Origin of the sequence: Corynebacterium gottingense, assembly GCF_003693265.1 — a bacterium.
Classification (GTDB): Bacteria; Actinomycetota; Actinomycetes; order Mycobacteriales; family Mycobacteriaceae; genus Corynebacterium; species Corynebacterium gottingense.
In genome coordinates this window covers 117,540-140,880 of sequence record NZ_RDRE01000002.1, presented here as the reverse complement: position 1 = coordinate 140,880, position 23,341 = coordinate 117,540, and the positions used below count along the sequence as shown (strand labels likewise).

17 protein-coding genes are annotated in these 23,341 nt (G+C 65.0%); 11 read left to right on the top strand and 6 right to left on the bottom strand.

Annotated features, from left to right (window positions below; all coding sequences use genetic code 11):
- The first annotated feature begins 9 nt into the window (after nt 1-9).
- The 5 genes from EAW56_RS02285 to EAW56_RS02265 all read left to right on the top strand — a co-directional run bounded on the left by EAW56_RS02285 (nt 10) and on the right by EAW56_RS02265 (nt 10,446).
- Nucleotides 10-2,328: a hypothetical protein gene (locus tag EAW56_RS02285; RefSeq protein ID WP_095276923.1), complete on the top strand. Its 2,319-nt coding sequence runs from the start codon at nt 10-12 to the stop codon at nt 2,326-2,328.
- Between the two features lie 516 nt (nt 2,329-2,844).
- A complete protein-coding gene (locus EAW56_RS02280; RefSeq protein WP_122084858.1) occupies nt 2,845-4,992 on the top strand; it encodes a hypothetical protein in 2,148 nt (715 codons plus the stop codon).
- Between the two features lie 36 nt (nt 4,993-5,028).
- Nucleotides 5,029-6,543 carry a YPDG domain-containing protein gene (locus EAW56_RS02275; protein ID WP_095553208.1) on the top strand — a complete coding sequence of 505 codons (1,515 nt, stop codon included), beginning with the start codon at nt 5,029-5,031 and terminating at the stop codon, nt 6,541-6,543.
- Complete coding sequence (locus EAW56_RS02270; protein WP_147453241.1) at nt 6,540-8,804, top strand: zinc metalloprotease; 2,265 nt, start codon at nt 6,540-6,542, stop codon at nt 8,802-8,804. Before EAW56_RS02275 ends, EAW56_RS02270 begins: the two co-directional genes overlap by 4 nt.
- 190 nt (nt 8,805-8,994) lie before the next feature.
- Nucleotides 8,995-10,446, top strand: coding sequence for an SLC13 family permease (locus EAW56_RS02265; RefSeq protein WP_122084855.1), 1,452 nt, complete (start codon nt 8,995-8,997; stop codon nt 10,444-10,446).
- Between the two features lie 4 nt (nt 10,447-10,450).
- On the opposite strand, the gene EAW56_RS02260 is transcribed toward EAW56_RS02265, so the two are convergent.
- Together EAW56_RS02260 and EAW56_RS02255 are read right to left on the bottom strand one after the other, a co-directional pair.
- Nucleotides 10,451-10,855 (bottom strand): hypothetical protein, encoded by a 405-nt coding sequence (locus EAW56_RS02260; RefSeq protein WP_095537694.1) that lies wholly within the window; start codon nt 10,853-10,855, stop codon nt 10,451-10,453.
- Between the two features lie 9 nt (nt 10,856-10,864).
- Nucleotides 10,865-12,349, bottom strand: a complete 1,485-nt coding sequence (locus tag EAW56_RS02255; RefSeq protein ID WP_147453240.1) for an HNH endonuclease signature motif containing protein — start codon at nt 12,347-12,349, stop codon at nt 10,865-10,867.
- A 214-nt stretch (nt 12,350-12,563) separates the two neighbouring features.
- Here EAW56_RS02255 and EAW56_RS02250 point away from each other — a divergent pair, with 214 nt between their 5' ends.
- On the top strand, nt 12,564-13,700 hold the full coding sequence (locus tag EAW56_RS02250; protein WP_122084852.1) for a YihY/virulence factor BrkB family protein: 1,137 nt from the start codon (nt 12,564-12,566) through the stop codon (nt 13,698-13,700).
- On the opposite strand, the gene EAW56_RS02245 is transcribed toward EAW56_RS02250, so the two are convergent.
- Both EAW56_RS02245 and EAW56_RS02240 read right to left on the bottom strand, forming a co-directional pair.
- A complete protein-coding gene (locus EAW56_RS02245; protein ID WP_158221598.1) occupies nt 13,697-14,272 on the bottom strand; it encodes a TetR family transcriptional regulator in 576 nt (191 codons plus the stop codon). The two genes, EAW56_RS02250 and EAW56_RS02245, sit on opposite strands and share 4 nt — an antisense overlap.
- Nucleotides 14,253-16,607 (bottom strand): MMPL family transporter, encoded by a 2,355-nt coding sequence (locus tag EAW56_RS02240; protein WP_122084927.1) that lies wholly within the window; start codon nt 16,605-16,607, stop codon nt 14,253-14,255. Before EAW56_RS02240 ends, EAW56_RS02245 begins: the two co-directional genes overlap by 20 nt.
- Nucleotides 16,608-16,690: 83 nt before the next feature.
- Here EAW56_RS02240 and EAW56_RS02235 point away from each other — a divergent pair, with 83 nt between their 5' ends.
- Entirely contained in the window at nt 16,691-17,581 is an 891-nt protein-coding gene (locus tag EAW56_RS02235) for a patatin-like phospholipase family protein (RefSeq protein ID WP_095537759.1), read from the top strand.
- A gap of 21 nt (nt 17,582-17,602) precedes the next feature.
- On the top strand, nt 17,603-18,487 hold the full coding sequence (locus tag EAW56_RS02230) for a patatin-like phospholipase family protein (protein ID WP_095535700.1): 885 nt from the start codon (nt 17,603-17,605) through the stop codon (nt 18,485-18,487).
- Here EAW56_RS02230 and EAW56_RS02225 read toward each other — a convergent pair.
- Nucleotides 18,474-20,063: a peptide chain release factor 3 gene (locus tag EAW56_RS02225; protein ID WP_095276900.1), complete on the bottom strand. Its 1,590-nt coding sequence runs from the start codon at nt 20,061-20,063 to the stop codon at nt 18,474-18,476. The genes EAW56_RS02230 and EAW56_RS02225 overlap by 14 nt on opposite strands.
- 63 nt (nt 20,064-20,126) lie before the next feature.
- Here EAW56_RS02225 and EAW56_RS02220 point away from each other — a divergent pair, with 63 nt between their 5' ends.
- From EAW56_RS02220 to EAW56_RS02210, 3 genes are all read left to right on the top strand, one after another.
- The gene (locus EAW56_RS02220; RefSeq protein ID WP_095546395.1) at nt 20,127-21,479 is read left to right on the top strand and encodes a TrkH family potassium uptake protein; all 1,353 of its coding nucleotides are present in this window, start codon (nt 20,127-20,129) and stop codon (nt 21,477-21,479) included.
- Nucleotides 21,472-22,146: a potassium channel family protein gene (locus EAW56_RS02215; protein ID WP_095545946.1), complete on the top strand. Its 675-nt coding sequence runs from the start codon at nt 21,472-21,474 to the stop codon at nt 22,144-22,146. Before EAW56_RS02220 ends, EAW56_RS02215 begins: the two co-directional genes overlap by 8 nt.
- A gap of 78 nt (nt 22,147-22,224) precedes the next feature.
- A complete protein-coding gene (locus EAW56_RS02210) occupies nt 22,225-22,761 on the top strand; it encodes an NADPH-dependent FMN reductase (protein ID WP_095545945.1) in 537 nt (178 codons plus the stop codon).
- A 1-nt stretch (nt 22,762) separates the two neighbouring features.
- On the opposite strand, the gene pth is transcribed toward EAW56_RS02210, so the two are convergent.
- Entirely contained in the window at nt 22,763-23,341 is a 579-nt protein-coding gene (gene pth / locus EAW56_RS02205) for an aminoacyl-tRNA hydrolase (RefSeq protein ID WP_095546394.1), read from the bottom strand.

The following is a 23,341-nucleotide window of genomic DNA, read 5'->3' as shown; positions in this document are numbered from 1 at the left end:
GTGAATACCATGCATACTTCCCTGAAAACCGTTGCCATCGCCCTGTGCGCGTCCCTCACGCTCGGAGGCGTCGCCGTCCCGCAGGCCTCCGCCGCCACGGAGCAGCGAGAAATCTCCGTGCGCGTCCACGGCGAGACCCCCAACGCCGAGCAGGGGCGGATCGACGGCGAGGTCCGCAAGGACTCCCGCGCCCGGCTCGCCTACGTCCACCCTGCGGCCGCGGTGGGTATTCACGAGTTCACCGTGTACTCAAACATCTGGATCGATGGCAAGAACCTCGCACCCAACTGGGGCGCGTCAACCGACGTGCGCAAGGACGGCGGGGCGGACGTGATCACCTACACCTACACGGACGCCCGCTCGGACGTCGAGATCACGCGCACCTTCCGTATTTATGGGAACCGCATCGACGTCGACGTACGGGCGCGCAACGCGGGCAAGCAGCGCCGCCAGGTGGACATCGAGCTTGCCAACGAGCTGCAGAACCCCTATCAGGTGAGCGCCCGCGAGACGAAGGCGGACACCTACAAGGTGGGGCCAGAGTCCGAGGGGTACGACACCACCGTGTCCTTTACAGACCCGAACTTTTCCGGCACCCGCGAGCAGCTGACGCAGGAGCAGAGCAAGGGGATCGGCGAAGGGACGCCGAAGCTCCAGGCCGGCGAGTGGATCGAGGTGCTGGATCCTGGAGAATCGGTGGAGGCGCGGGCGTCGGTAAGCGTGGCGGCGCAAGAGTCCGCGATTGACACGGACGGCGACGGGCTGCGCGACGAGTGGGAGCTCAAAGGCCTGAAGCTGGAGGACGGGACCGAACTGCCGATTCAGAATTGGGGCGCCGATCCCGATCGCCCGGACCTGTTCCTGCAGCTCAACTGGATGCAGGCAGAGTGGGAGACCCTGAACTGCGCGCGCAAGGACGACTTCGCGCCGACGGTGAAAGAATTCGAGCAATTCGCCGGTTGCGCGACCGCCAACGTTAACTCGTACCGCCCTTCCACCTCGACCCTCCGCGACCTGGAGGACGTCTTTGCCAAGGAGGGCATTGCGCTGCACATCGACGCGGGCGAGACCTACCAGAGCGCCTCGCTCGCGGGCTACGAGGAGCCCCACGGCGGGAAGACCGAGCGCTTTGAGCAGTACTACTTCCAGGACAAGTCGCAAGCTCAGCGCCTGCTCGACGAGCGCAATCGCCTGCTTGGGCCCCGCAAGGCCGTGTTCCGCCTTGGCATCATCGGCGACAAGATGGCGGAGGGGAACCGTTCCTCCGGCGTCGCGCTCGTCCGCGATTCCGCCTTCTACATTGCGGACCACAAGGACATGACCACGCAGGAGCAGCTTCGCAACACGATCTTCCACGAGTTCGGACACACGCTGGGCCTGGGGCACTCAGGGCCCGAGGTGCCCGACAACCCGCTCTCGGGGGACGTGTACGTGCCGGAGTACAAGTCCGTGATGAACTACCTGTACCAGTTCAGCTACTTCGACTACGCCAAGGAACCGACCGACGCGAGGGTAAACGCCTGCGTCAAGGGCGGCGGGTGCGGTGAGCAGTCCGTCACCATCCCAGCTGACTGGTCCAATCTGGACCTGCCTGGCTTTAACATCGGCCAGGGCAATGTGACGACGGGCTCCGGGCAGCTTGACGACGACGACGACCAGTCCGAAAAAACTCCCCGCAAGCTGGCAGAAAACGCCGCCGTTGCCAACGTGGGCAAGGCCGGCTTCCAGATGGACACCACTGCAAGCGGCGACAACGGCATCGTGACCGCCAGCGAAGAGAACTTTGCTACGGGCACCATCAGCAACCTTGGCGCCGACGCGGAGCGGTTCACGCTGGTGGCCAACTACCCGGGCGGGCAGCGCTACACCGAGGAGATCACGCTCGCCGGGATCAAGGACAAGCGCTCGGAGCGCGAGGTGAGGATTCCGATCCGCAACGCGAACAGCATCAGTGGCCCGACCCTGCCGGTCAACGTGCAGATTTTCAACCACTCGGGCGAGAGCGTCTTCACCGACCGCTACGAGCTCTCGGTGCTGGACTACACCGCTGAGGAGGCGGAGCGCGTGCTCAACGACGTGCTCAAGTCCGACGCCTCGCCGCAGGTGAAACGGATGGCCAAATCCAAGCTGGACGGCGTGACAGATCGCGCCCCGGCAGCGGCCACGAAACTGAACACGAAGACGCCGACGGAGAAGCAGGCGGAGAAGCCGGCCCGGCAGCAGGAGGAGCCCGTTTCTGCAGTTGCGATCGTAGTCGCCGTGCTGCTTGCACTCGGCGGAATTGCCGCTGCAGGGGCCGGGTGGGCGCTGAGTCAGGGGCTCATCTAGCGCCAAGTGTGGTAAAAATCACTAAAAATAATGCGCTTGTCCCGCGTTGCACTGCGGGGCAAGCGCATTATTGACAAGCGTTGAATTGTCCATATCTGTCCCGGCTAAGGTATTCACGTGGCCTAAGAGGATGCCCAAGCCGAACCTTAATGAAGAAATGTTGACTTGTGCTAGTTAACGGCCGAACGCCGGCTCAATTCTGAGAAAAGGATACTGATTGTGTGAATTAGCCTTACAGCTTCTCATCTGATAGGACACTCCTCGGTGAATAATATGCACTCTAGGATTGTTCAACAGGCTGCGAAAGCTTCCGGACATTTTAATGTACCGGTGTCTACGAATTGGCGATTGGTCGCGGTTTTTGAGCAAAGGGAGTTGTTAATCTGCGGTTTTGGGGTAGCTTAAGCAGTTGACACCAGAACTGAACTGATAAGCATTGGCTCATGTATCGACCGTGAATAGTTTTCATGCATCGGCGCATACATAGTCAGGGTAAAAACGTTGAGGAGCAGCCGCATGAGGAAGCTGGCATCACGCTGCATCGCAGTCGCGCTCGGTGCAGCGCTCGTCGTGGGCGGGCAGCCCGCGGTCGCCGGTGCCATCGAGGCAACAGTGGACGCTTCCCGCCTGACGCAGTTCTCCCACCACGACGAGGATTCAGTTGCGGGTACCCAGTCGAACACGCTGTACACCGACATTCTTGTCAACGGTGCCCGCATCATGGCGCCGGACAACGCGCCGGTCACCACGAAGGATGAGCGGGGCGCGCGGGTGACCACTGCTCAGTACGCAGACTCCGCGAGGGGAGTGCAAATCGACCGGGTCGTGCGCACCACCGACACCGAGATGACGGTCGAGGTCACCGCCACGAATCAGGGCTCCGAGGACGCCTACTTCCAGCTGGACCTGACCAATTCCATCAACACCAACCGCACGCTCACCGGCAGTTTCGATGGCGAACGCTTCACCGTCGGCCCGGATTACGGCGGCTACGACACGTTGGTGGAGTTCGCAGACCCCGGTTTCTCCGGTGTGGCAAACAGCTTCAATGCGACCACCGCGACCGACGAGGTCGGCTACGTCGACCCCGATGGCGCACAGTTCCAGCGTGGCCGCTGGTTCCGCTCGGTCGACCCCGGCGACCAGCTCACGGCAAAGGCAACGATCACCTTTGACACGCAGGACTCCGCCGTGGACAGCGATCGGGACGGCCTGCCCGACCAGTGGGAGGAACAGGGCGTCACGCTTGACGACGGCACCCAGCTCCCCCTCAACGAATGGGGCGCAGACCCGCACCGTCCCGATGTCTTCCTGCAGCTGAACTGGATGGAATCCGAGTACGAAAAGCTCGGCTGCCTGAACACGCCGGACGCCGAGCAGTGCGACACCGCGAACACCCGGACCTACCGCCCGCCCCGCCACATCCTGGATGAGCTGGCGGACAAGTTTGATGAGCACGGCGTTTCCCTGCACATCGACGCTGGCGAGACCTACTCCAACATCCCGAACTACGACACCCGCCACGGTGGACAGACCGAGGGATACGAGCGGTACTACTTTAGTAACTCCATCCCCGGCCTGCGCATGGTGGACAACGTCAACCGCCTGCTGGGCCAGCGTGCCTCCGTCTTCCACGCCGGCGTGATCGGTGACCAGATGAACCCGAGCAACTACTCGGTTGGCACCTCCCTCGTGGGCGACAACGGTTTTTACGTGGCCAAGCACGAGCGCATGACCGAAGACAGCCAGTTGCGCAACACGATCATGCACGAGCTGGGCCACAACCTGGGCCTCAACCACAACGGCTCGTTGAAGTTCGAGGGCAAGGTGCCAAAATCTGACTACCTGCCCAACTACAAATCCGTGATGAACTACCTGTACCAGTTCTCCTATTTCGACTACTCGGACGTGGAGGCCGTGTCCGGCGGTCCGCTCCCGGAGGAGTGCAACCGCTCGGGCGTGAACTGCTACCGCGGCGACTACCGCGTCCCCGCGGACTGGGACAACTTGCTTATTAACTCCCTGCGCCTCGGCGGCCACGTCGGTACCGCGGGCGTTGACGCGCGCAAGGTCGACACCGCAGCGCTCAAGAAGCTGGACAAGGAGATGGAGCGCGCCGACGCGAGCGGTGACCGCGTCGAGGTCGAGGTCACCGACGAGGGCGACCTGACCAGTGGCAAGCGCGGCGAGGTGACGCTCAAGCTCACGAACCCGGGCCTGGATCTGCACCGCTACGAGGTCGCCGTCGGCGGCACCACCCAGCGCGTTGTGCTCGGCGGCGTTCGCTCCGGCAAGAACACGACGACCATCACCGTGCCCGTCACACCCACGGAGCCGGGGGCATTGCCTCTCGACGTCCGCGCGACCGATGAGCTTGGCGACACCACCTTCGAGGACCGCTTCGCCGTCCCGGTTGCAGAGGCCCCAAACGCCGACTCGACGCCCATGGGCGGGGCCGTGAAGTCGACCCCGGCGGTCGCGAAGGTGCACAACGAGACCACGCCGACCACCAAAGCAACACCGACCACGAAGGCAGCGCCAGCCTCCAAGGCAACGCCCAAGCCGGAAAGCGGCAGCAGCTCGGCGGCCATCGTCGTGCCGCTGCTCCTCCTGCTGGCCATTGCCGGTGGTGCAGCGGCGGCGTGGGCGAGCGGCCTCATTTAAACTCTTCAACAAAGCTCAACAGCGCAAGGCGGAATAATGAACTGGACAACGACTCCCATCGTGGCGTGCGCGGCGGTCACCACCGCCTTGGTCGCCCCGGCGGCGCTCGCGGCCGACACCGCCCGCTACACTCTGACGGTTGCAACCCCGGCCGGGCCGCTTGAACACGTCGACGTCGAGCTCACTGGCAGCGGCGGGTCGTTCCAGGCCACGACCGATTACGCGGGCAGAGTATCATTAGAAGTCCCGGTCGGCACGTACGCCTACCGTGCGACGTGGGACGGCGAGGAGTACACGCAGTCGGGAATCGAGCTCACTGCAGACCTGGAATCGAGCCTGATGATCCCGGGGCCGAGCCGCACAGTCGACTACGCGTGGAATGCACTCAACGTTTCCGCGGGGAGCCGCGCGACCGTGGTGCCGACGGTGACGGGCAACGAGAGCGGGGTCACCGTGGAGCGCATTGACGGCCCGGAGTGGGCAGAGGTGTTCACCGACGGCACGGTCGAGGCCATGCCCCCGGCGAACGAGCAACCGGGGGTGCACGACCTCATTGTGCGCACGTCGGCAGGGCAGGTCGAGACCATTCCGGTGCGCGTGACCGGACCGCAGGACCCGAAAGACGTGACGTACCCGGTGACGCAGGTACGGGTAGGGAGCAAGGTGCGGAGCGCGGCACCGACGGTGACCATCTGGCACCAGGGGCGCGAGTTTTCCAGCCAGCCGGTCCCGGGGGGAATGACGTTTCACACCGTCTCGGAGGGCGCGTGGGTGGACGTCAACACTGGCCAGGTCACGCTAGACACTGCGGCGTCGGGCGCCAAGGCGGGCGACTCGGTCACGGTGCCGCTGGAAGTCGGCCTGCCCAGTGGCGCCACCGCCGAGGCCACGGCCGTCTTCCAGGTCAGCGACCTGCCAACCGCGGAGCAGTTCCACCCCGGCTGGGAGACGCTCGCCGCGGCACCAGGGGAGCGGGTGACGGTGGAGCAGACCGGTGACGCTGGCGTTCCCGCGGACGCTCAGTTTGTGTGGCGCCGTGCGGACAACCCGGAGCTGAAGGGGTGGGCCATCTCCGTCGATCCAGCGACGGGCGCCGTCTCCGCCGCTCCGTCAGACACGGCCAAGGACGCAGACGTCAACGTGCGCGTAAGCTACTCGGACGGCTCGCAGTCGACGGCCCCGGTGCGCCTCCGGGTGGCACCGAAATCAGCGCCCCAACAGCACACGCTGCGACCGGGGCAGGAGGAGGAAATCCTTGCTGGCGGGGGAGCGGATGTGGTGATCGTCGATAGTGGCGGTGCCGACGTCGCCGTGGACAAGCACGGAGCGGTGAAGGCGTCGGTGCCGTCGGACGCGATGCGCGGTGCGGTGTACCCGGTCAAGCTGCGCGTCGACGGGAAGGAGACAACCGTCACCCTGACTGCGGACGCACCGGATCAAAGCGCAGACTTCAGCAAGGCGTGGTGGATCCCGGTGGTGATGGTCGCGATGGCTGTCGCCGGAGCCGTGGGCAACTGGGCGTGGACCACCTTCTCCGGGGGTGCCCGGTGAACTTGAGGGGAGCGGGGGCCGCCGCGATTGCCGCGGCGATGGTCGCGATGGGGACTACGAGCCCGGCGATTGCGGGCGTGGAGGACATGCCCTTTGGCGTCCACATGACGCCCAGCGCCGACGACGAGGGGTTCGCTGTAATGGACATCTCGAAGGGTCGCACTACGACGTTTACGTTCGAGCACCCGTATTCCGTGGCGGGGATTATGGCCGGCAGCTTCGACGTCGCGCTGCGTGCCGACGGCGACAGCGTCCGTTATCTGCCGAGTGCGACGAGGGTGCACACATCGGCCAAAGGCGGCGCAGATGTGGTCACGCTGACGCACGAAGATGCGTCGCAGGGCGTGAAGGTGGAACGCACGTTCACGGTGGGCAAGAAGTCCATGGCTGTCGACGTCACTCTGACCAACCTGCGCAACGAGGACCGCGAACTTAGCGTGGACATGAACTCGCGCATCACCGCCTACGGCAAGGACCGGGCGAGCTTCCGGGACGGCGCGTTTATGATCGCCCCGCAGGACGGCGGCTACGAGACGACGCTGCGCTACAAGGACCCCACGTCGTCTGGCGTCGCGGCTGACAAGGATGCGACCACAGCCGAGGGCAAGGTCGGTCGCGTGGGCGCGGATGGCGCTTCGTTCCAGCGCGGACGCTGGGAGCGGGCGGTTCCCGCAGGGGGCAAGCTGCACGCCAGCATGACCATGGACATTGCCACGCAGGGATCCGCGGTGGATTCGGACCGCGACGGTCTTCCGGACGCGTGGGAGCGCCAGGGCTTCACCACCGCGAGCGGGGAGCAGTTCCCATTGCAGGCGTGGGGCGCGGACCCGCACCGGCCAGACCTGTACCTGCAGCTCAACTGGGCGAAGTCCGAATGGGAGACGTTGGGGTGCGACCGCGAGCAGCGCTTCGGCGCGAGCGCGGAGCAATTCGGCGAGTTCGCGGCGTGCAATGCGGCGAACGCGAACGTGTACAGGCCGTCGAGAAGCTCTCTCCTGGAGCTCGTCGACCTCTTCGATCAGCAGGGGATTAACCTGCACATTGATGCCGGCAGCCTCTTCAACAACATCCCCAACTACGGGGAGAGCCACGGCGGCGCGACCGAGGACTTCGAGCCGTACTACTTCAAGGACGCCGACCATCACTCCCGCCTGGCCGCTGACCGCGACCGGCTCCTCGGTCCGCGCGAGTCCGTCTTCCGCGTCGGCATCATCGGCGACCAGCTGGCCAAGGACGATTACACCACCGGCATGGGGCTGGTGAGCGATTCGGTATTTTACGTGGCGAAGCACGAGGGGCTTACGGGCCAGGACCAGGTGCGCAACACGATTTTGCACGAGTTCGGCCACAATCTGGGCCTGACTCACACCGGGTCCGCACTGTCGGACACGCGTGTGGAGACAACTGACCTGCTGCGTCATTACGAGTCCGTGATGAACTACCTCTACCAGTTCGCCCGTTTTGACTACAGCGACACGGTGGCCAAGGGCAATGGCGACGACCCCCACTGCGGCGACTACACCTGCTACACCGGGGCCTACGAGGTAGCCCCGGACTGGGAGCACCTTGACCTGGGCGGCAAGTTCATCGGCAAGGTCAACGCCACCGTCGGCGCGGACGAATCCGTGGTCACCCACGACCACATGCTCGTGCGGGACCTGGAGATCGCGGCCGCCGAGCACAACGCGGGCCATGCGGGCTTCAGGCTTGTCGACGCCTCCACCAATTCCATCGTCACCTCCCGGAACGACAACAGCGTCACTGCCCAGCTCCGGAACCTGGGGCTGGACCTGGACGATTTCACCGTCGACGTGTCATATCCCGGCGGGAACTACTCGGACACGATCCGCGTGCCCGGCCAGCTGGCGGAGACGCCGTCGGTGGCCTTCGACATCCCGATCACCGGGGTGCAGCACCTCAAGGGCGCAACGATGCCGCTCGACGTGGCGGTGCGCAACAAGGACGGTGAGGAGGTGTTTGCCGAGCACTACGACCTGTCGCTCCTGGACTACTCCGCGGACGAGGCGAAGCAGGTGCGCGAGGAGGTGCTCGCGGACCCGGATGCCCCGAAGACCCTGCGCGAGCTCGCAGAGGCAAAGCTGGGTGCGCCGATTGGGCCGACGGAGACGCCGTCTAACACTTCGGATCCCGCACGGGGGTCCAGCACCACCGACATTGTGATCGCGGTACTCGCGGCGCTCGGCGGTGTGATCGCGCTCATCGCGGGCGGCGCCTGGTCTGCGGGAATGCTTCCGTTTTAATGCCTGGTAGTGCCCGGTCCTGACCGTTTGTATTCTTTTGTTGCGCCCAATTTCCCCGGCTAGAATTGGTAATAGCACCACTTTCGGTAGGGAGGTCTTCGTGACATCGGCTGCAACACAACCAGCAAAACCGCACCAAAACGCGGATTCGGGAACGGTGACGCAGGGAGGGGGTGGCGAAGGGGCGTCGATGAGCAAGGGGAAGCTCATTTCGTTTTTCCTTGCGTTTATCGCGCTCATCGTGGTGCTGCTGATCCCCATTGACAGTATCGAGTGGCAGGGACAGATCGCGCTCGGAATGCTCGCGTTTGCCGTGATCATGTGGGTGACCGAGGCGGTGAGCTACCCGGTCAGCTCGGTGCTGATCATCGGACTCATTGCCATGCTCGTGGGGCTGTCGCCCGATCCGGAAAATCCGGGCGAGATTTTCGGTACGGGCCCGGCGCTGAGCATTGCGCTCGGCGGCTTCTCGTCGGGCGCGGTGGCGCTGGTCGCGGCCGCGTTGGCGCTGGCCACGGCGATGCAGGCGACGGGGCTGCACCGGCGCATCGCGCTCAACGTGCTCAAAGTTGCGGGCGAGAAGACGTCGCACATTGTCGCCGGCGCGATCGTGATTTCTATCATCCTCGCGTTCTTCGTGCCGTCCGCAACCGCTCGCGCGGGCGCCGTGGTGCCGATCCTCCTGGGCATGGTGGCCGCGTTCGGCATGACGGTGGATTCGAAACTGTCGGCGCTGCTGGTAATTACTGCGGTGCAAGCGGTGTCGATCTGGAACGTCGGTATTAAGACTGCTGCGGCGCAAAACCTTGTGGCCATCGGTTTCATTGAGGACCAGATGGGTCAGACCGTGTCCTGGGGCAAGTGGTTCCTGTGGGCCGCGCCATGGGCGGTGCTGATGTCGATTGCGCTGTACTTCATCATGCTCGCAGTCATGAAACCCGAGGTGGATCGCATTGAGGGAGGGCGCGAACTGGTGCAGCAGCAGCTGGACGAGATGGGGCCGATGACTGGCGCAGAGAAGCGCCTGACTGCGATCGCCGTGGTCCTGCTTCTCTTCTGGGCGACCGAGGGGCTGCTGCACCCCATCAACTCGTCCACGATCACGCTCGTGGCGATCGGCGTGATGCTCTTGCCGGGCATCGGGGTGATGGACTTCAAGTACGCGCAGAACCACATCAACTGGGGCACGCTGATCGTGTTCGCGGTGGGCATCTCGCTCGGCTCGTTCCTCCTGAAAACGGGCGCGGCGACCTGGCTTTCGGAGCAGACGTTTGGCGCGCTGGGCATTTCCTCGATGCCGATCCTCGCCACGATCGCGATCGTGTCCCTGTTCAACATCATCATTCACCTGGGATTCGCGTCCGCGACGTCGCTCGCTTCCGCCCTGATCCCGGTGTTCATCGCGCTCGCTGCGACGCTCGGCGTGCCGAATGGCGGCATCGGCTTCGTCATCATCCAGCAGTTTGTCATCTGCTTCGGGTTCTTGCTGCCCATCTCCGCCCCGCAGAACATGCTGGCCTACGGCACGGGCGCGTTCACCACGAAGCAGTTCCTCCGGGCGGGCATCCCGCTGACCATCGTGGCGTACTTGTTGATCTTGCTCCTTTCCGCGACGTACTGGAAGTGGATGGGGCTGGTGTAGCCGCCTAGTCGCCCTCTAACACAAGGCCCAGGTGCAGCGAGTTCAGCTCGTGCGCGCCGGGGCCTTGTTGCATGGTCGCAATTTCACGACCGGTTGCCTCGGTCACTGGAATGAGCCATCCGAGGTTCGGGTCGAGCAGCGGGTCTGCTTGCTTGTCCATCGGGACGAACGTCACGGGACGTTCGTTTTTTGCGACAAGTTGCACCGGACCGTTCGCCTCCTGAAGAGCGGGGAGCGCGGCGGGCGTTGTCGTGATGATCACCATCTTTTCGTCGGTGTCGGGGGACAGGTTCGCGGTGTGAACGTGCAGGTGCGTGACCTCGAATCGCTCAAATTCCTCCGGGTACTCCACGAGTGGCAGGGTGGGGTCGCCCGCGAACAGTGCGCGGATTCGCTCAAGAAATGCCATGGTGCGAGTCTAACCGGCCTCCGGGAGCGGAATGTTGGCGTCGTCAAAGCGCAGGTTGTCCGGGTTGTCCTCCCATTCATAGTCGGGAAATGGTGCATCCACCGGTGGTGTGAGCCCCATCCACCATTCCGGTTCCGGACGGAACGGAAAGCGCATGTCAAACTGTTCTTCGAGCTGGTCCAGCGCGAATTCACACTCGATGATGTCCTGATCTTTCTCGTATTGGTCCATAATCGCGTGTCCGCGCGCATGAAACTCCGCGGCCCGTTCGCGCCTGCGCTTCACTTCGCTTATCGACGCCTTCCACCGCGGATCCTCAGCACCCAACTGAGCGGTCAGCAGCCCGGAAGGCTCCGAAACCTCAAATGTGCCGTCCTCGTACAGCCAGATGGCGTCCCCGGTCGCGGGGTCGACGACGTAGAAGGCGCGGCGGTCGGTCTTGAGGTTATGGTGCCTCTGGCAGAGGCAGTGAAGGTTATCTACGCGTGTTTCCCCTCCCTCAGCGAACGGGATGCGGTGGTCCAACTGGCACTGCTCCGCGGGGTGGTTGCAGCCGGGGTAGATGCACGTGCCGTCGCGAGCCTCCACGAGCGCCCGCATGTCTGCCGTCGGCACGTAGCTGGGTGTCCTGTTTTCGCGAACGCCGTCCATGTCGGCGACGGAGGGCGGGGTCTGCGCGCACATCTCGTCGAACGCGACCGTGGCGTCAGGCTCAGTCCAGCCGAAGCCCGGGATGAACACTGGCTGCCCCGCCTCGCGCCCCTTCGGCGCGTATACCTGGATTCGCGCCTTCGCTGCCGGCGTGATCTCGCCGGTGAGCAGTTTCACCACGGTGTCGTGCGAAGACAGCTTGTGCTCCAACCCGCATTGCTGCACGAACGCGCGCACGGCGGCCAGTGTCGCGGTGTCCGTGGTCAGGTTCATCATGCCCTTTGTTATCCCACCGAAGTCCTCGAGGAAGAACTCGGCTCCGTGGTCCCGGCGGGCCTCGCGCTCCTTCCGCTTCTTCGGGTTGTAGCCCAGAGCCGGGTCGATGCGCCGGATGTGCGCCCGCAACTTTCGCGTGACGGCCGCGGGGTCGGGGAACGGCTGGCTCTGCCGGGTGGGCGTGAACTGTTCGACCAGGAAGTCGTCGATACCGGCGAGGATCTCCGCGTCGGCGTCGGGACCGAGCTCCTCCAGCTTCCGCCGGATCGCGGTCAGGTGGCCCAGCGTGAGCAGCTTTTGCTCGTTGTGCAGCGCACGCAGCCGCGGCAGATCCGTCAGCCGGTGATACGACAGCACTGCGGAGCGGATGACGGTGCGGGAGTACCCCGTGGCCTGAGCAAGCTTATCGACGACCACGTCGAAGTCTTCGATGTCCACGCCATCGTCGCTAAAGCGCGAGTACAGTGCGTGCTCCGATTCACGGAGGCTGCGGCCAAGGTGCGCATCGCTGTCGTGGGGTCTGTCTATTCGGAAGTAGGGGCGAGGTGGGGCTTGTTGAGCGTTCATGCCTTGCACTATAAACGTGGCCCCCAACACCGGTTCGAAGATTGGCGGCGAAAATAGAACAGGCGTACGAAAGAGTGCCGATGTGGTGCACAATTGCCGTTCGAACATAAGCGCAAAGAATGTCCGTGCGAACACAAACTGCTGCTCTGGAAGCGCGCTGATTTTCGCCGTGTCAGGACAAGGTCAACGCACAGAAAACCGTTACGCTGGCACTATGGAAGATGCCGAAAAGGGCCCTGAGATTGCGTCGCGACGCGTCGACTTCGTGTTGCCCTACGGCATCGGCGAACCGGAGTTTCCTCCGTCGGAAGACACGATGCCCAATCCCCTCGGTCGCAGGAACCGGCTGGGAAAGGCCGGTTGGACGCTCGTGCTCAAGCGGCTGTTTGCAGACTTTTCCACGGACGCCATGGTGGATCGAGGCGCCACGCTGACCTACTACACGGTGCTGTCCCTCGCGCCCATGCTGGTCTCGGCGTACGCCATCGCGACCTTGCTACTCGGGCGCGACCCGGGGACGGTCGATCAGCTCCTGGACGGGCTGGTTGAGGTGTACGTGCCGGAGGCCCTGCGCGGAGAGGCGATGGATCTGATGGAGACGATTGTGGGCACTCCGTCGCAAAGCACTGTGGCGCTAATCGTCTCGCTGCTGATCTCGCTGCTGTCTGCGTCGGCGTACGTGCGGAGTTTTTCGCGCAACGCCAACCTGGTCTATGGGCGCTCGGAAGGGCGAAACGTGGTGGTCACTTGGGTGACCATGTGGCTGATCACGCTGATGCTCGTCGTCGGTGGGCTGGCGATCCTGATCGGGACGCTGCTCACGGACGGCATCGTGCACAGCGTGCTTGGGCCGGTGGCGCGGCCGCTCGGTGTGGAGAATGTGCTGACCTACCTCACGGAGAAGTTCCTGCCGGTGTGGGTGTATTTGCGGACGCCCGTGATCGTGCTGATGGCGATGATCCTGCTGTCGCTGTTGTACTACTTCACGCCAAATGTGAGGCCGGGGCGGTTCAGGTTGCTGACGGTGGGGTCGTCGTTAGCCCTGTTCGTCGGCTTCTGGTTGTGGTGGGGGTTCGGGCTCTACATGTCCACGTTCGGCGTGCGATCCGCGTACGGGGCGTTCGGGACCGTGATCGCGGTGCTGGCGCTCGTGTGGGTAATGAACATCGTGCTGCTGGAGGGCGTGAAGATCGACGCCGAAATCCTCCGCGCGAAGGAGCTCCAGGTAGGGTACGACTCTGAGCGGCACATTCAGGCACGGCCACGCTCCAGCGAGGGCGCCCGGTGGCGCCTGCAGCTGGAGCGGTGGATCGCGCGGACAGCGCGCGAGGTGAAAAACGCGCGGAACTAGCGGCTCGCGCGCACGGCGGCGAACGCCTTGTGCAGGAGGGCCTGGCTGTCGGCACTCGGCGTGCGGAGGTGCCGCTTGAACGCCACACTCGCGGCGGACCCGTAGGCGCTGAGTAGCACGAGGACTTCGAAGGGGGCCAGCTGGGGTGCGCGCTCCTGTAGCGCGCTGACCACCGGGTCCAGGATGCGCTCGCGGTCGTCGTTCGGGCAGGCGGAGCCACGAATCAGCTCAAGCCGGTCCGAGGTGAGCAGCAGGGTCGACGCCGAGTGCAGCTTGACCCCGTCGCCGGTGAGTGCGTCGACGCAGATCTGCTCGAACGCCTCGGTGAGCCCGAGCTCGGGCGGGAGGCGGCGAATATCCTCGCCGATCTCCGCAAAGGTGCGTTCCACAAAGACCAGCAGGGCGGCGTCCAGGTCCGCGAAGTAGTTGTGGAACGTGCGCGGGGACACTTCCGCGGCGGCGGCGACCCGGGCGACGGTGAGCTTCTCTGACCCCTGGTGCAGCAGGATGTGCGCCGCGGCGTCGGAAATCACCTCGCGGGTTGCCTGTTTCTTAGACTCGCGCAGGTTCATGGTGTTCCACCGTTTGCTGCAGGTGCTCGCCCTCAATGTCCAGGTTGGGCAACACCTTGTCCAGCCAGTTGGGCAGCTTCCACGCGCGATCATCCAGCAGGTACATGGTGGCCGGGATGATGGTCATGCGGACCACGAAGGCGTCGATAAGCACGCCCACAGCGAGCGCGAAGCCCATGGCCTTGATGAAGGGCTCGTCGATGAGCATGAAAGCGGCGAACACGGAAATCATGATCAGGGCGGCGGCGGTGACGACGCGCGCGCCGTGCTTGAAGCCGTTGGCGGTGGCGTTGCCGGCGGTCTTGCCGCGCGAGACGAAGCCCTCGCGCATGCGCGTGACCAGGAAGACCTGGTAGTCCATGGCCAGGCCGAAGGTGAGGCCGATGAGCATGATGGGCAGGAAGGACAGCAGCGGTTGCGGGTCGGAAATGATGCCGAACATGCCGTCCTGGAAGATCGCCACGGTGATGCCGAAGGTCGCGGCCATGGAGAGCGCGAAGCCGAGCGCGGCGATGAGCGGGACCCACAGGGAGCGGAACACCAGCATGAGCACGATGAACGCAAGCCCGATGACGATAGCGATGTAGGGGAGCAGCACGTCCTGGAGGCGCTGCGAGATGTCGTCGAAAATCGGGGTGACACCGGTGATGCCGAACTCGCCGCCGGTGCTGTCCGCAAATTCGGACTGGTAGTCGCGCAGCCGCTCGAGCGTCTCCGTGGTCGCCGGGTCGGTCGCGCCCGTGGTCGGAGTGATGAGGACCTGCGCGGCGTCCATGGTGTCGGTGGTCTGCACGATCTGCGCGTTCTCGACACCTTCGGCCTCGTTGAAGGCGGTCAGCGCATCCTGGAACGCGGCGGGGCGATCCTGCTCGGCGACGTTGGCCACGTCAACGAACGCAATCATGGGGGCGTTGCGGCCAGGGCCGAAGGCGTCCGAGGTCATCTCGTACGCCTCTCGGGCTGGGGTGCCTGGCGACGCCGTGCCGTCGGTCGGCATGGCCAACCGGAGGCCCGCGGCGGGGATGGCCAGGATGCCTAGCAGTGCGACCGACGCCAGCAGCATGACCCACGGGCGCTTGCGGATGATTCGGGCCCACTTCAGGCCCATCGTCGGCTTTTCGTCCTCCGGGTCCGGCACCCTCGGCCCCGGGACGCGACCCGCAAAGATGCGGGTGCCCAAAAGGCCCAGCATTGCCGGCAGGAAGGTGGTGGACACAAGCACGGCGAGCGCGACCGTCGCGGCCGCGGCGTACGCCATGGTGGACAGGAACGGGATGCCGATGATGGACAGCGCTGCGAGCGCGATGAGCACGGTGAAGCCCGCGAACACCACGGAGCCTCCGGCCGTGCCCAGGGCCATGCCCATCGCGTGGGCGCGCGTGCCCTTGTCCATGGTGCGCAGCGCTTGTGCCAGCTCCTTCGGCGTGAGGTCGTTGAGGCCGGCGCCGTTGATGAGCTCGTTGCGGAAGCGCGCCACGATGAACAGCGCGTAGTCGATGCCCACTGCCAGGCCGATCATGGAGGCCAGCATCGGCGTCATGTCCGAGATCGTGTCGGTAAACAGCGTGGCCAGCTGGACGCCGAGCAGGCCGACGCCCACGCCGATCACGGCGGAGAGCAGCGGCATGCCGGCGGCGACGAAGGAGCCGAACGTGATGAGCAGGACAACCGCTGCCACGGCCAGGCCGATCAGCTCGGAGGTCATGTTCATTTCCTGCGACTGGAACGCCATGCCGTTGTACTGCACGTTGAGCAGGTCAGCACCGTCGTACTTGTCCAGCACGTCGGTGATCTCGCTGCGCTGCTCCGACGAGATGTCCATGACCGCCGCGGCGTTAAAAGTGACGTCCACGGTCCCGGTCTTCTGGTCGGGGCTGACAGGGGAGAGCTGCGCGAGGTCCTTTGCAATCTGTTCCGGCGGGACGCCCTGTGCTGTCTTCGCCTCGGTCAGCTGCTGCTGCATCCCGCCTGCGGCGAGCACCGGGTTCACGATGGCGTCGGTATCGGCGAGTGCGTCGGAGGACTTCAGCTCACCGAGCATCTCGTCCACCTTTGCCATCACGTCTTGGTCGGCGAGGGTGCGGTCGCCCTCCGCCTGGATCACAACGGTGCCGGTGGGTGCGCTGGTGAGATCCGCGTCAGTGCCAAAGCGCTCGCTCATCTCCTCCTGCGTGATGGTGGAGTCCATGTCCGGCATGGAGAATGAGGGGTTGGGTGCCTTGGCAAAGTTGGAGGCGAGCACCCCGGCGCCGATGAGGACAACTATCCAAAAGGCCAGGAAGGGCCATACTTTTCGGTATGACCGGCTGCCCAGCTTGTATAGGAAATTCGACATGATGCACAGCATATGCAAATTTGCGCACGGTGTGCAAAGTAATACCTTGGGGCGACGCTACGAAAACGTTTAGGATGAAGCGCATGACTGTTGAGCCAGAAATTGACGCCCGCGACGTCGCCGTCATCTTCGAAGGCGGAGGCACCAGAAACTCGTACACGGCCCCGGTGGTGGAGAAGCTCATCGCGGAGCACGTGCAGTTCGGCTGGGTTGGCGGCATTTCCGCTGGTGCGAGCCACGCGCTCAACTTCGCCTCGCGCGACGCGTACCGGTCAGAGAAATCCTTCACCGACTTCGTTGGCAACCCCGAGTTCGGCGGCTGGCGCACCATGGTCCGCGGCAAGGGCCTGCTCAACGGCGAGTTCATCTACGAGGGCTACGCGGACCAACTGCCGTTCGACATGGAGACGTTCCTTCGCACGGAGGAAGAGGTGCACCTCGAGGCTGTCCGTGCGGATACGGGGGAGACTGTCACCTACAACCGCGAGGACATGCAGACCATCGAACAGATCAATATCGCAGCACGCACCTCGTCGACACTGCCGCTCGTGATGAAGATGCGCGAGGTCGACGGTGTGCCCTACGTCGACGGCGCGCTGGGGACCTCGGGCGGCATCCTCATCCAAGCGGCGAAGGACGCCGGCTACTCCCGCTTTCTCGTCGTGCTCACCCGCCCGCGCGACTACATCAAGCCGCCGGAGAAGCGGCAGCGCGCTTTACGACGCATCCTGCGCAAGACCCCCAACGTCGTCGACGCAATGGTCGCACGCCCCGGCATCTACAACGCGGCGCGCGCCGAGGTGAAACGCCTGGAGGCGGCGGGCGACGCGTACGTGTTCTACCCCGAGCACATGGGGGTGGAGTCGACCGAGCTGAACGTGGACAAGCTGAAAGCCAACTACGCGGCGGGCCAGGAGCAGCTGGCACGCGAGTGGCCCGCGATGCGCGAGTTCCTCACCCAGCGGGATCGCTGATCCAGCCCTAAACTCTGGCGCATGATTGATGCGCAAGACGTGGCCCTGATTGTTGAAGGCGGCGGGATGCGCAACTCGTACACCGCACCCGCCATCGTTCGTCTCATCGAGCAGGTGAAGTTCGGCTGGGTCGGCGGCGTCTCCGCGGGCGCCGTACACGCGCTGAACTACGCGTCGGCGGACGTGCGCCGCGCCCGCGCCGCGTTTACCGAGCTGGCCTCGCACCCGCACTTCGGCGGTGTGCTCAAACTGGCGCGCGGCAAAGGGTACTTCAATTCCGAGTTCCTCTACGGGCAGGCGGAACAACTCCTTCCGTTCGACTTCGCCACCTTCGCCGCGTCCTCCACTCAGGTGCACGTGGAGGCGATGCGCGCGGATACCGGTGACACCGTCAGTTGGGGGAGGGACGACTTCTTGCGCGACCCGTCGCTCGTCGCCAGGGCGGCCCGCGCGTCGTCGACAGTGCCCAAAGTCATGCCCATTACGCTTATCGACGCCGCACCCTACGTCGACGGCGCCCTCGGCACCTCCGGGGGCCTACTCATCGACGCCGCGCGCCGGGCCGGCTTCGCGCGCTTCGTCGTCTTAGCCACCCGCCCCCGCGATTACTGGAAGAAACCGCTGGTCCAGCCTGCGGCCGTGCGGGGCATGTTCCGCCGCTACCCGGAGATCGGCAACGCGCTGCACGTGCGCGCCGGGCGCTACAATGCCGCCAAGCGGGAGATTCTCGCCGCCGAGCGGGCAGGCGATGCGCTGGTCTTCTTCCCCGACAACATGCAGGCCGAGTCGATCGAGCGCCGCCCCAGCAAGCTGCAGCGCAACTACGCTGCCGGGAAGGCGCAGCTCGAGCGCGAGTGGGAACGGTGGGTCGAGTTCCTCGCCGCTCCGGCGCCTAGTCTGCGATAAGCGGCTCGATCGTCAGCTCGGGGTGCTCCTTCTCCACGAAGGCCAGCTTCCATTTGTCGCCGAACAGGGCGATAATTTCGCCGTCCGTGCGCGTGAAGATCTCCACGCCGCGCTGGCGGCCCAACTCGTCGGCGGACTCCGCGTCGGTGCGGCGCGCCACGGAGTAGGGAACCGGCTCGGTGACAGTCTCCACGTTGTACTCCACCTCCATGCGCGCCTGCATGACCTCGAACTGCATGGGGCCCACGGCCGCCATCACCGGGGCGGCGTCGCCGCGCAGGTCGTTGCGCAGAATCTGGACGACGCCCTCGGCGTCCAGCTGGTCGAGTGCCTTGCGGAACTGCTTGTACTTGCCCAGCGACTTCGCCCGGAGCGTGCGGAAGTGTTCGGGCGCGAACTGCGGCATCGGCGGGTACTGCACGTTCTTACCGGTGAAGATGGTGTCGCCCGGGGCCAGTGAGCCCGCATTCACAAGGCCGATGATGTCGCCCGGGTAGGCGGTCTCCACCGTGTCGCGGTTGCGGCCGAACACGGTCAGGGCGTATTTGGTGGAGAAGGTGCGGCCGGATTGGGCGTGCGTGACCTGCATACCGCGGTCGAACTCGCCGGAGACCACGCGCATAAACGCCAGCGTGTCTCGGTGGTTGCGGTCCATGCCCGCCTGCACCTTGAAGACGATGCCGGAGAAGTCGCCGTCGAGGTCGCGCTCCTCCTTCGGGCGCGGGGCGGGCGCGATCGCGCACAGGGTGTCCAGGATCTGGTGGACGCCGAAGTTCAGCATCGCGGAGGCGAAGATGATCGGGGAGGTAATGCACTGCTCGAACAGCTCCTGGTTGTGCAGGGCACCGTCCGCGGCGAGCAGCTCGACCTCTTCCACCGCGGTGTCCCACACCTCGCCCTCCTTGCCGGAGGCGTCGTCCGGGGCGTAGTGCTCCTCGGGCGCGATGGTGGAACCGCCGGCGGTGCGGATGAAGTGGACGTACTCGTCGGCCTCGCCGTCGTCGCTGATGTGGGCGAGGCCGCGGAAATCACCGGCTTCCCCGACCGGCCAGTAGAGGGGAGTGGGCTGCAGGTCGATTTCGTTCACGATCTCGTCGACAAGCTCGAGGGGCTCGCGGCCGATACGGTCCCACTTGTTCACCACGGTGACGATTGGCAGGCCGCGGGCCTTGCAGACGCGGAAGAGCTTCAGGGTTTGCGGCTCGAGGCCCTTGGCTGCGTCGATAAGCATGACTGCCGCATCGACGGCGGAGAGGACGCGGTAGGTGTCCTCGGAGAAGTCGGCGTGGCCCGGGGTATCCACCAGGTTGATCACGTAGGGCTCGCCCTCGTGCCCCTCCGGCGCGTACTCGAACTGGAGCGCGGAGGAGGCGACCGAAATGCCGCGGTCCTTCTCCATATCCATCCAGTCGGACACGGTGGACTTGCGGTTGCCCTTACCGTGGACGGCGCCCGCTTCCGAGATGATGTGCGCGTGCAGCGCCAGCGCCTCGGTAAGCGTGGACTTACCGGCGTCGGGGTGGGCGATGACGGCGAAGGTGCGGCGGCGCTTGGCCTCGGAAGTGAGAGAACTCATGCCGCAGAGTGTAGCCGCCAAGGGTTGGTGCGGAGGAATCGATTGGGCCTATACTTCACCTTTGTGAAGCGCTTGCTTTTCTTGCGATCGCTCGGGCCAGCACGGCTGACCGCGATCGGGTTCCTGCTGCTCATTCTGAGCGGCACGGGGTTGCTCATGCTCCCATTCGCAGAGTCGGGGGCGGAACACGCCTCGTTCCTGGCTGCGCTTTTTACTGCGACATCCGCGGTCTCCCTGACCGGCCTGGTCGTCGAGGACACCGGCACCTTCTGGAGCCCCGCCGGACAGGCCGTTATCCTGCTGCTCATCCAGCTCGGCGGGCTGGGAATCATGTCGCTTGCCTCGCTGTCCGGGCTGTTGCTCACCGGGCGGATCAGCTTGAAGGCGCGCAAGACCGGTGCCTACGAGGGGCGCCCCATCACTGCCGGAGGCATCCGCCGGACCCTCATCTTCACCTTTGGGTTCACGGCGATCGCCGAGGCCACCATCGCGGTGATCGTCGGCGCGCGGCTCATGGTGGGCTACGGGTACTCGTTCCGCCGCGCCGCCTGGGAGGGCGTCTTCCACGCCGTCTCCGCGTTTAACAACGCCGGGTTTAGCACCCACAGCGACAACCTCGTGTCCTTTGCGTCCGATGCCTGGATCCTCATGCCGCTAGCCGCCGCGCTGATCGGAGGTGGCCTCGGGTTCCCAGTGTGGGCGGAACTGGTGCGACTGGTGCGCCGGAAGTCCAACGCCGTCCACCGCATCTCCATTACCGCCCGCATGACGCTGGCTGCGACGGCGTTCCTGCTTGTCGCCGGCACCGTGTTCGTCGCGACGACGGAATGGACCGGCGTGCTTGCACCCATGCCGGTGGGGGTGAAGCTGCTCAATGCCTTCTTTGCCAGCGCGTCGCCGAGGACTGCGGGCTTTAACGCCTTTGATTATGGGCAGGCGCACCCGATCACGCTGATGGGCACCGACGTCCTCATGTTTCTCGGCGGAGGCTCGGCTGGCACAGCGGGCGGCATCAAGGTGACCACCGCGTGCGTGCTGCTGGCGGCGATGGCGGCCGAGTTCACCGGTCGCGAAAAAACGACGATCGGGCACCGGAGCCTGCCGCACTCGGTGACCAGGCAGGCGCTCGCGCTGAGCTTCGCGGGCGTCATGGTGGTCACTCTTGGCGTGGCGGCCCTGCGTGTCTTCGACCCGCAGTTCACCGGTGACCAGGTGTCCTTCGAGGTCATCTCCGCATTTGCAACGTCGGGGCTTTCCACCGGCATCACGGCGGGGTTGTCGTCGGCGTCGCAAATCGTGCTCTGCTTCATCATGTACCTGGGCCGCGTAGGCCCGACCACCCTGGTGGCGGCGCTGTCGGCGAAGATGCTCGATAGGCGCTTTAGCTACCCCGAAGAAAGGCCGTTCATTGGCTAAGTTATTTTCCCGCGCGACGATTGACATTCCGCCCGTCGTAGTCATCGGGCTCGGCAGATTCGGCACCGCCTTGGCCACCGAACTCATGGCGAACGGGGTGGAGGTGCTCGGCGTGGACTCCAGCGAGAAGATTGTCCGCGAGCGGGCGCCGTACCTCACCGAGGCGCTCGCCGCGGACACCACGGACCCGGAGGCGATGCGGCAACTGGGGATCGAGGATGTCGAGCGCGTTGTCGTCTCCATCGGCTCCCACTTGGAGGACTCCATCCTGACCACGTCCAACCTCGTCGAGCTGGGGGTGCAGGACATCTGGGCGAAGGCGGACTCGGAGGCGCACGCGCGCATCCTGCACCAGATCGGGGCCAACCACGTGATTCGCCCGGAGCGCGACACGGGCAGGCGCGTGGCCCACCTGTTGGGTGGGCACTTCCAGGACTTCGCGGAGATCTCCACCAACTACGGCGTGACAAAGATGGCGGCGCCCGCGTGCGTGACGGGGCGCCCGCTCGACTTGGGTGAGGTGTGGAGGAGCCAGCATGTCCAGCTCGTCTCGGTGAAGCGGGATGAGGGGTGGGCACCGCTTACCGACGGCACCCAGCTCACGCCGTCGGACCGCATCGTGGCGGCGGGCAGCCCGCGTGACCTGGAGCACTTCTCGCAGCACTGATTCGGCTGACAATGTTGCGGGGAGCGGTGTAGAGTAAAGGGGCGAAATTGTAGACGAATCAACAAAAGGGTTGTATCTATGAAGATCGGAATCTTCCTCGGCTCCATCCGCAAGGGACGCGCCGGCGAGGCCGTCGCCCGCTGGGTCTCGGACGCAGCTGAGAAGCGCGACGGCTTCGAGTACGAGCTGCTCGACCTGTCCGAGTTCAACGTTCCGCTGCTCGACGCGGAAATGGTGCCGGGCGCCGCAAACAAGCAGTACGAGGACGAGGCCACCACCGCGTGGTCCAAGGCGGTCGACGCTTGCGACGCCTTCATCTTTGTCACCCCGGAGTACAACCACTCCGTGCCGGGCGCGATGAAGAACGCCTTCGACGTGCTGGGCGCCGAGTGGGCCGGGAAGCCCGTCGCGTTCGTGTCCTACGGCGCTGATAACGGCCTTCGCGCGGTGGAGCACTGGCGCCAGATCGTTGCGAACTTCTCCATGTTCGGCGTCCGCAACCAGGTCGCGCTCTCCCTGTTCGAGGACTTCGCCGACGGCGCCTTCGCGCCCCGTGAGCAGAAGAACCAGTCCCTGGAGAACGTGCTCAACGACCTCGAGCAGGCGCTGTCCTAATCTAGCGCCCGTGGATCTCGTTCTGAGCCGCGGCGAGCCCGCGGGCGCAGACGAGGCGCGCGGCTTCCGCGGCCGTCTCGATCGCCTCGTTCCCGGAGAGCGGGCCGAGCACCCAGTCCGGCACGGGCGTCCCCTTCGGCGGGCGGCCAATGCCGACGCGGACGCGCACGTAGTCGCGGGTGCCCAGGTGCTCTGTGATGGACTTGAGCCCGTTGTGCCCATTCTCGTTGCCGCCCAGCTTCACGCGTACTTTCCCCGCCGGGAGGTCCAGCTCGTCGTGGATCACGACGATCCGCTCCGGCCGCACGCCGAACGCTGAGACGGACTCGCCCGACAGGTTCATGAAGGTGGTGGGCTTGGCAAACGTGACGTCGTCAATGTGCTGCACGAGTGCGCGGCACTTCGGCGCGGGGCGCAAATCTTTGGCACACTGGTCTACGGCCAGGAAACCGGCGTTGTGCTTCGTGGTCTCATATTCGGGGCCGGGGTTTCCCAGCCCCACCACGAGCCACTCGGTGTGGGGGCTGGCCGGTGGCTGGGATGTCAGTCGCTTCAGAAAATCGAACACGGGGACAAGCAT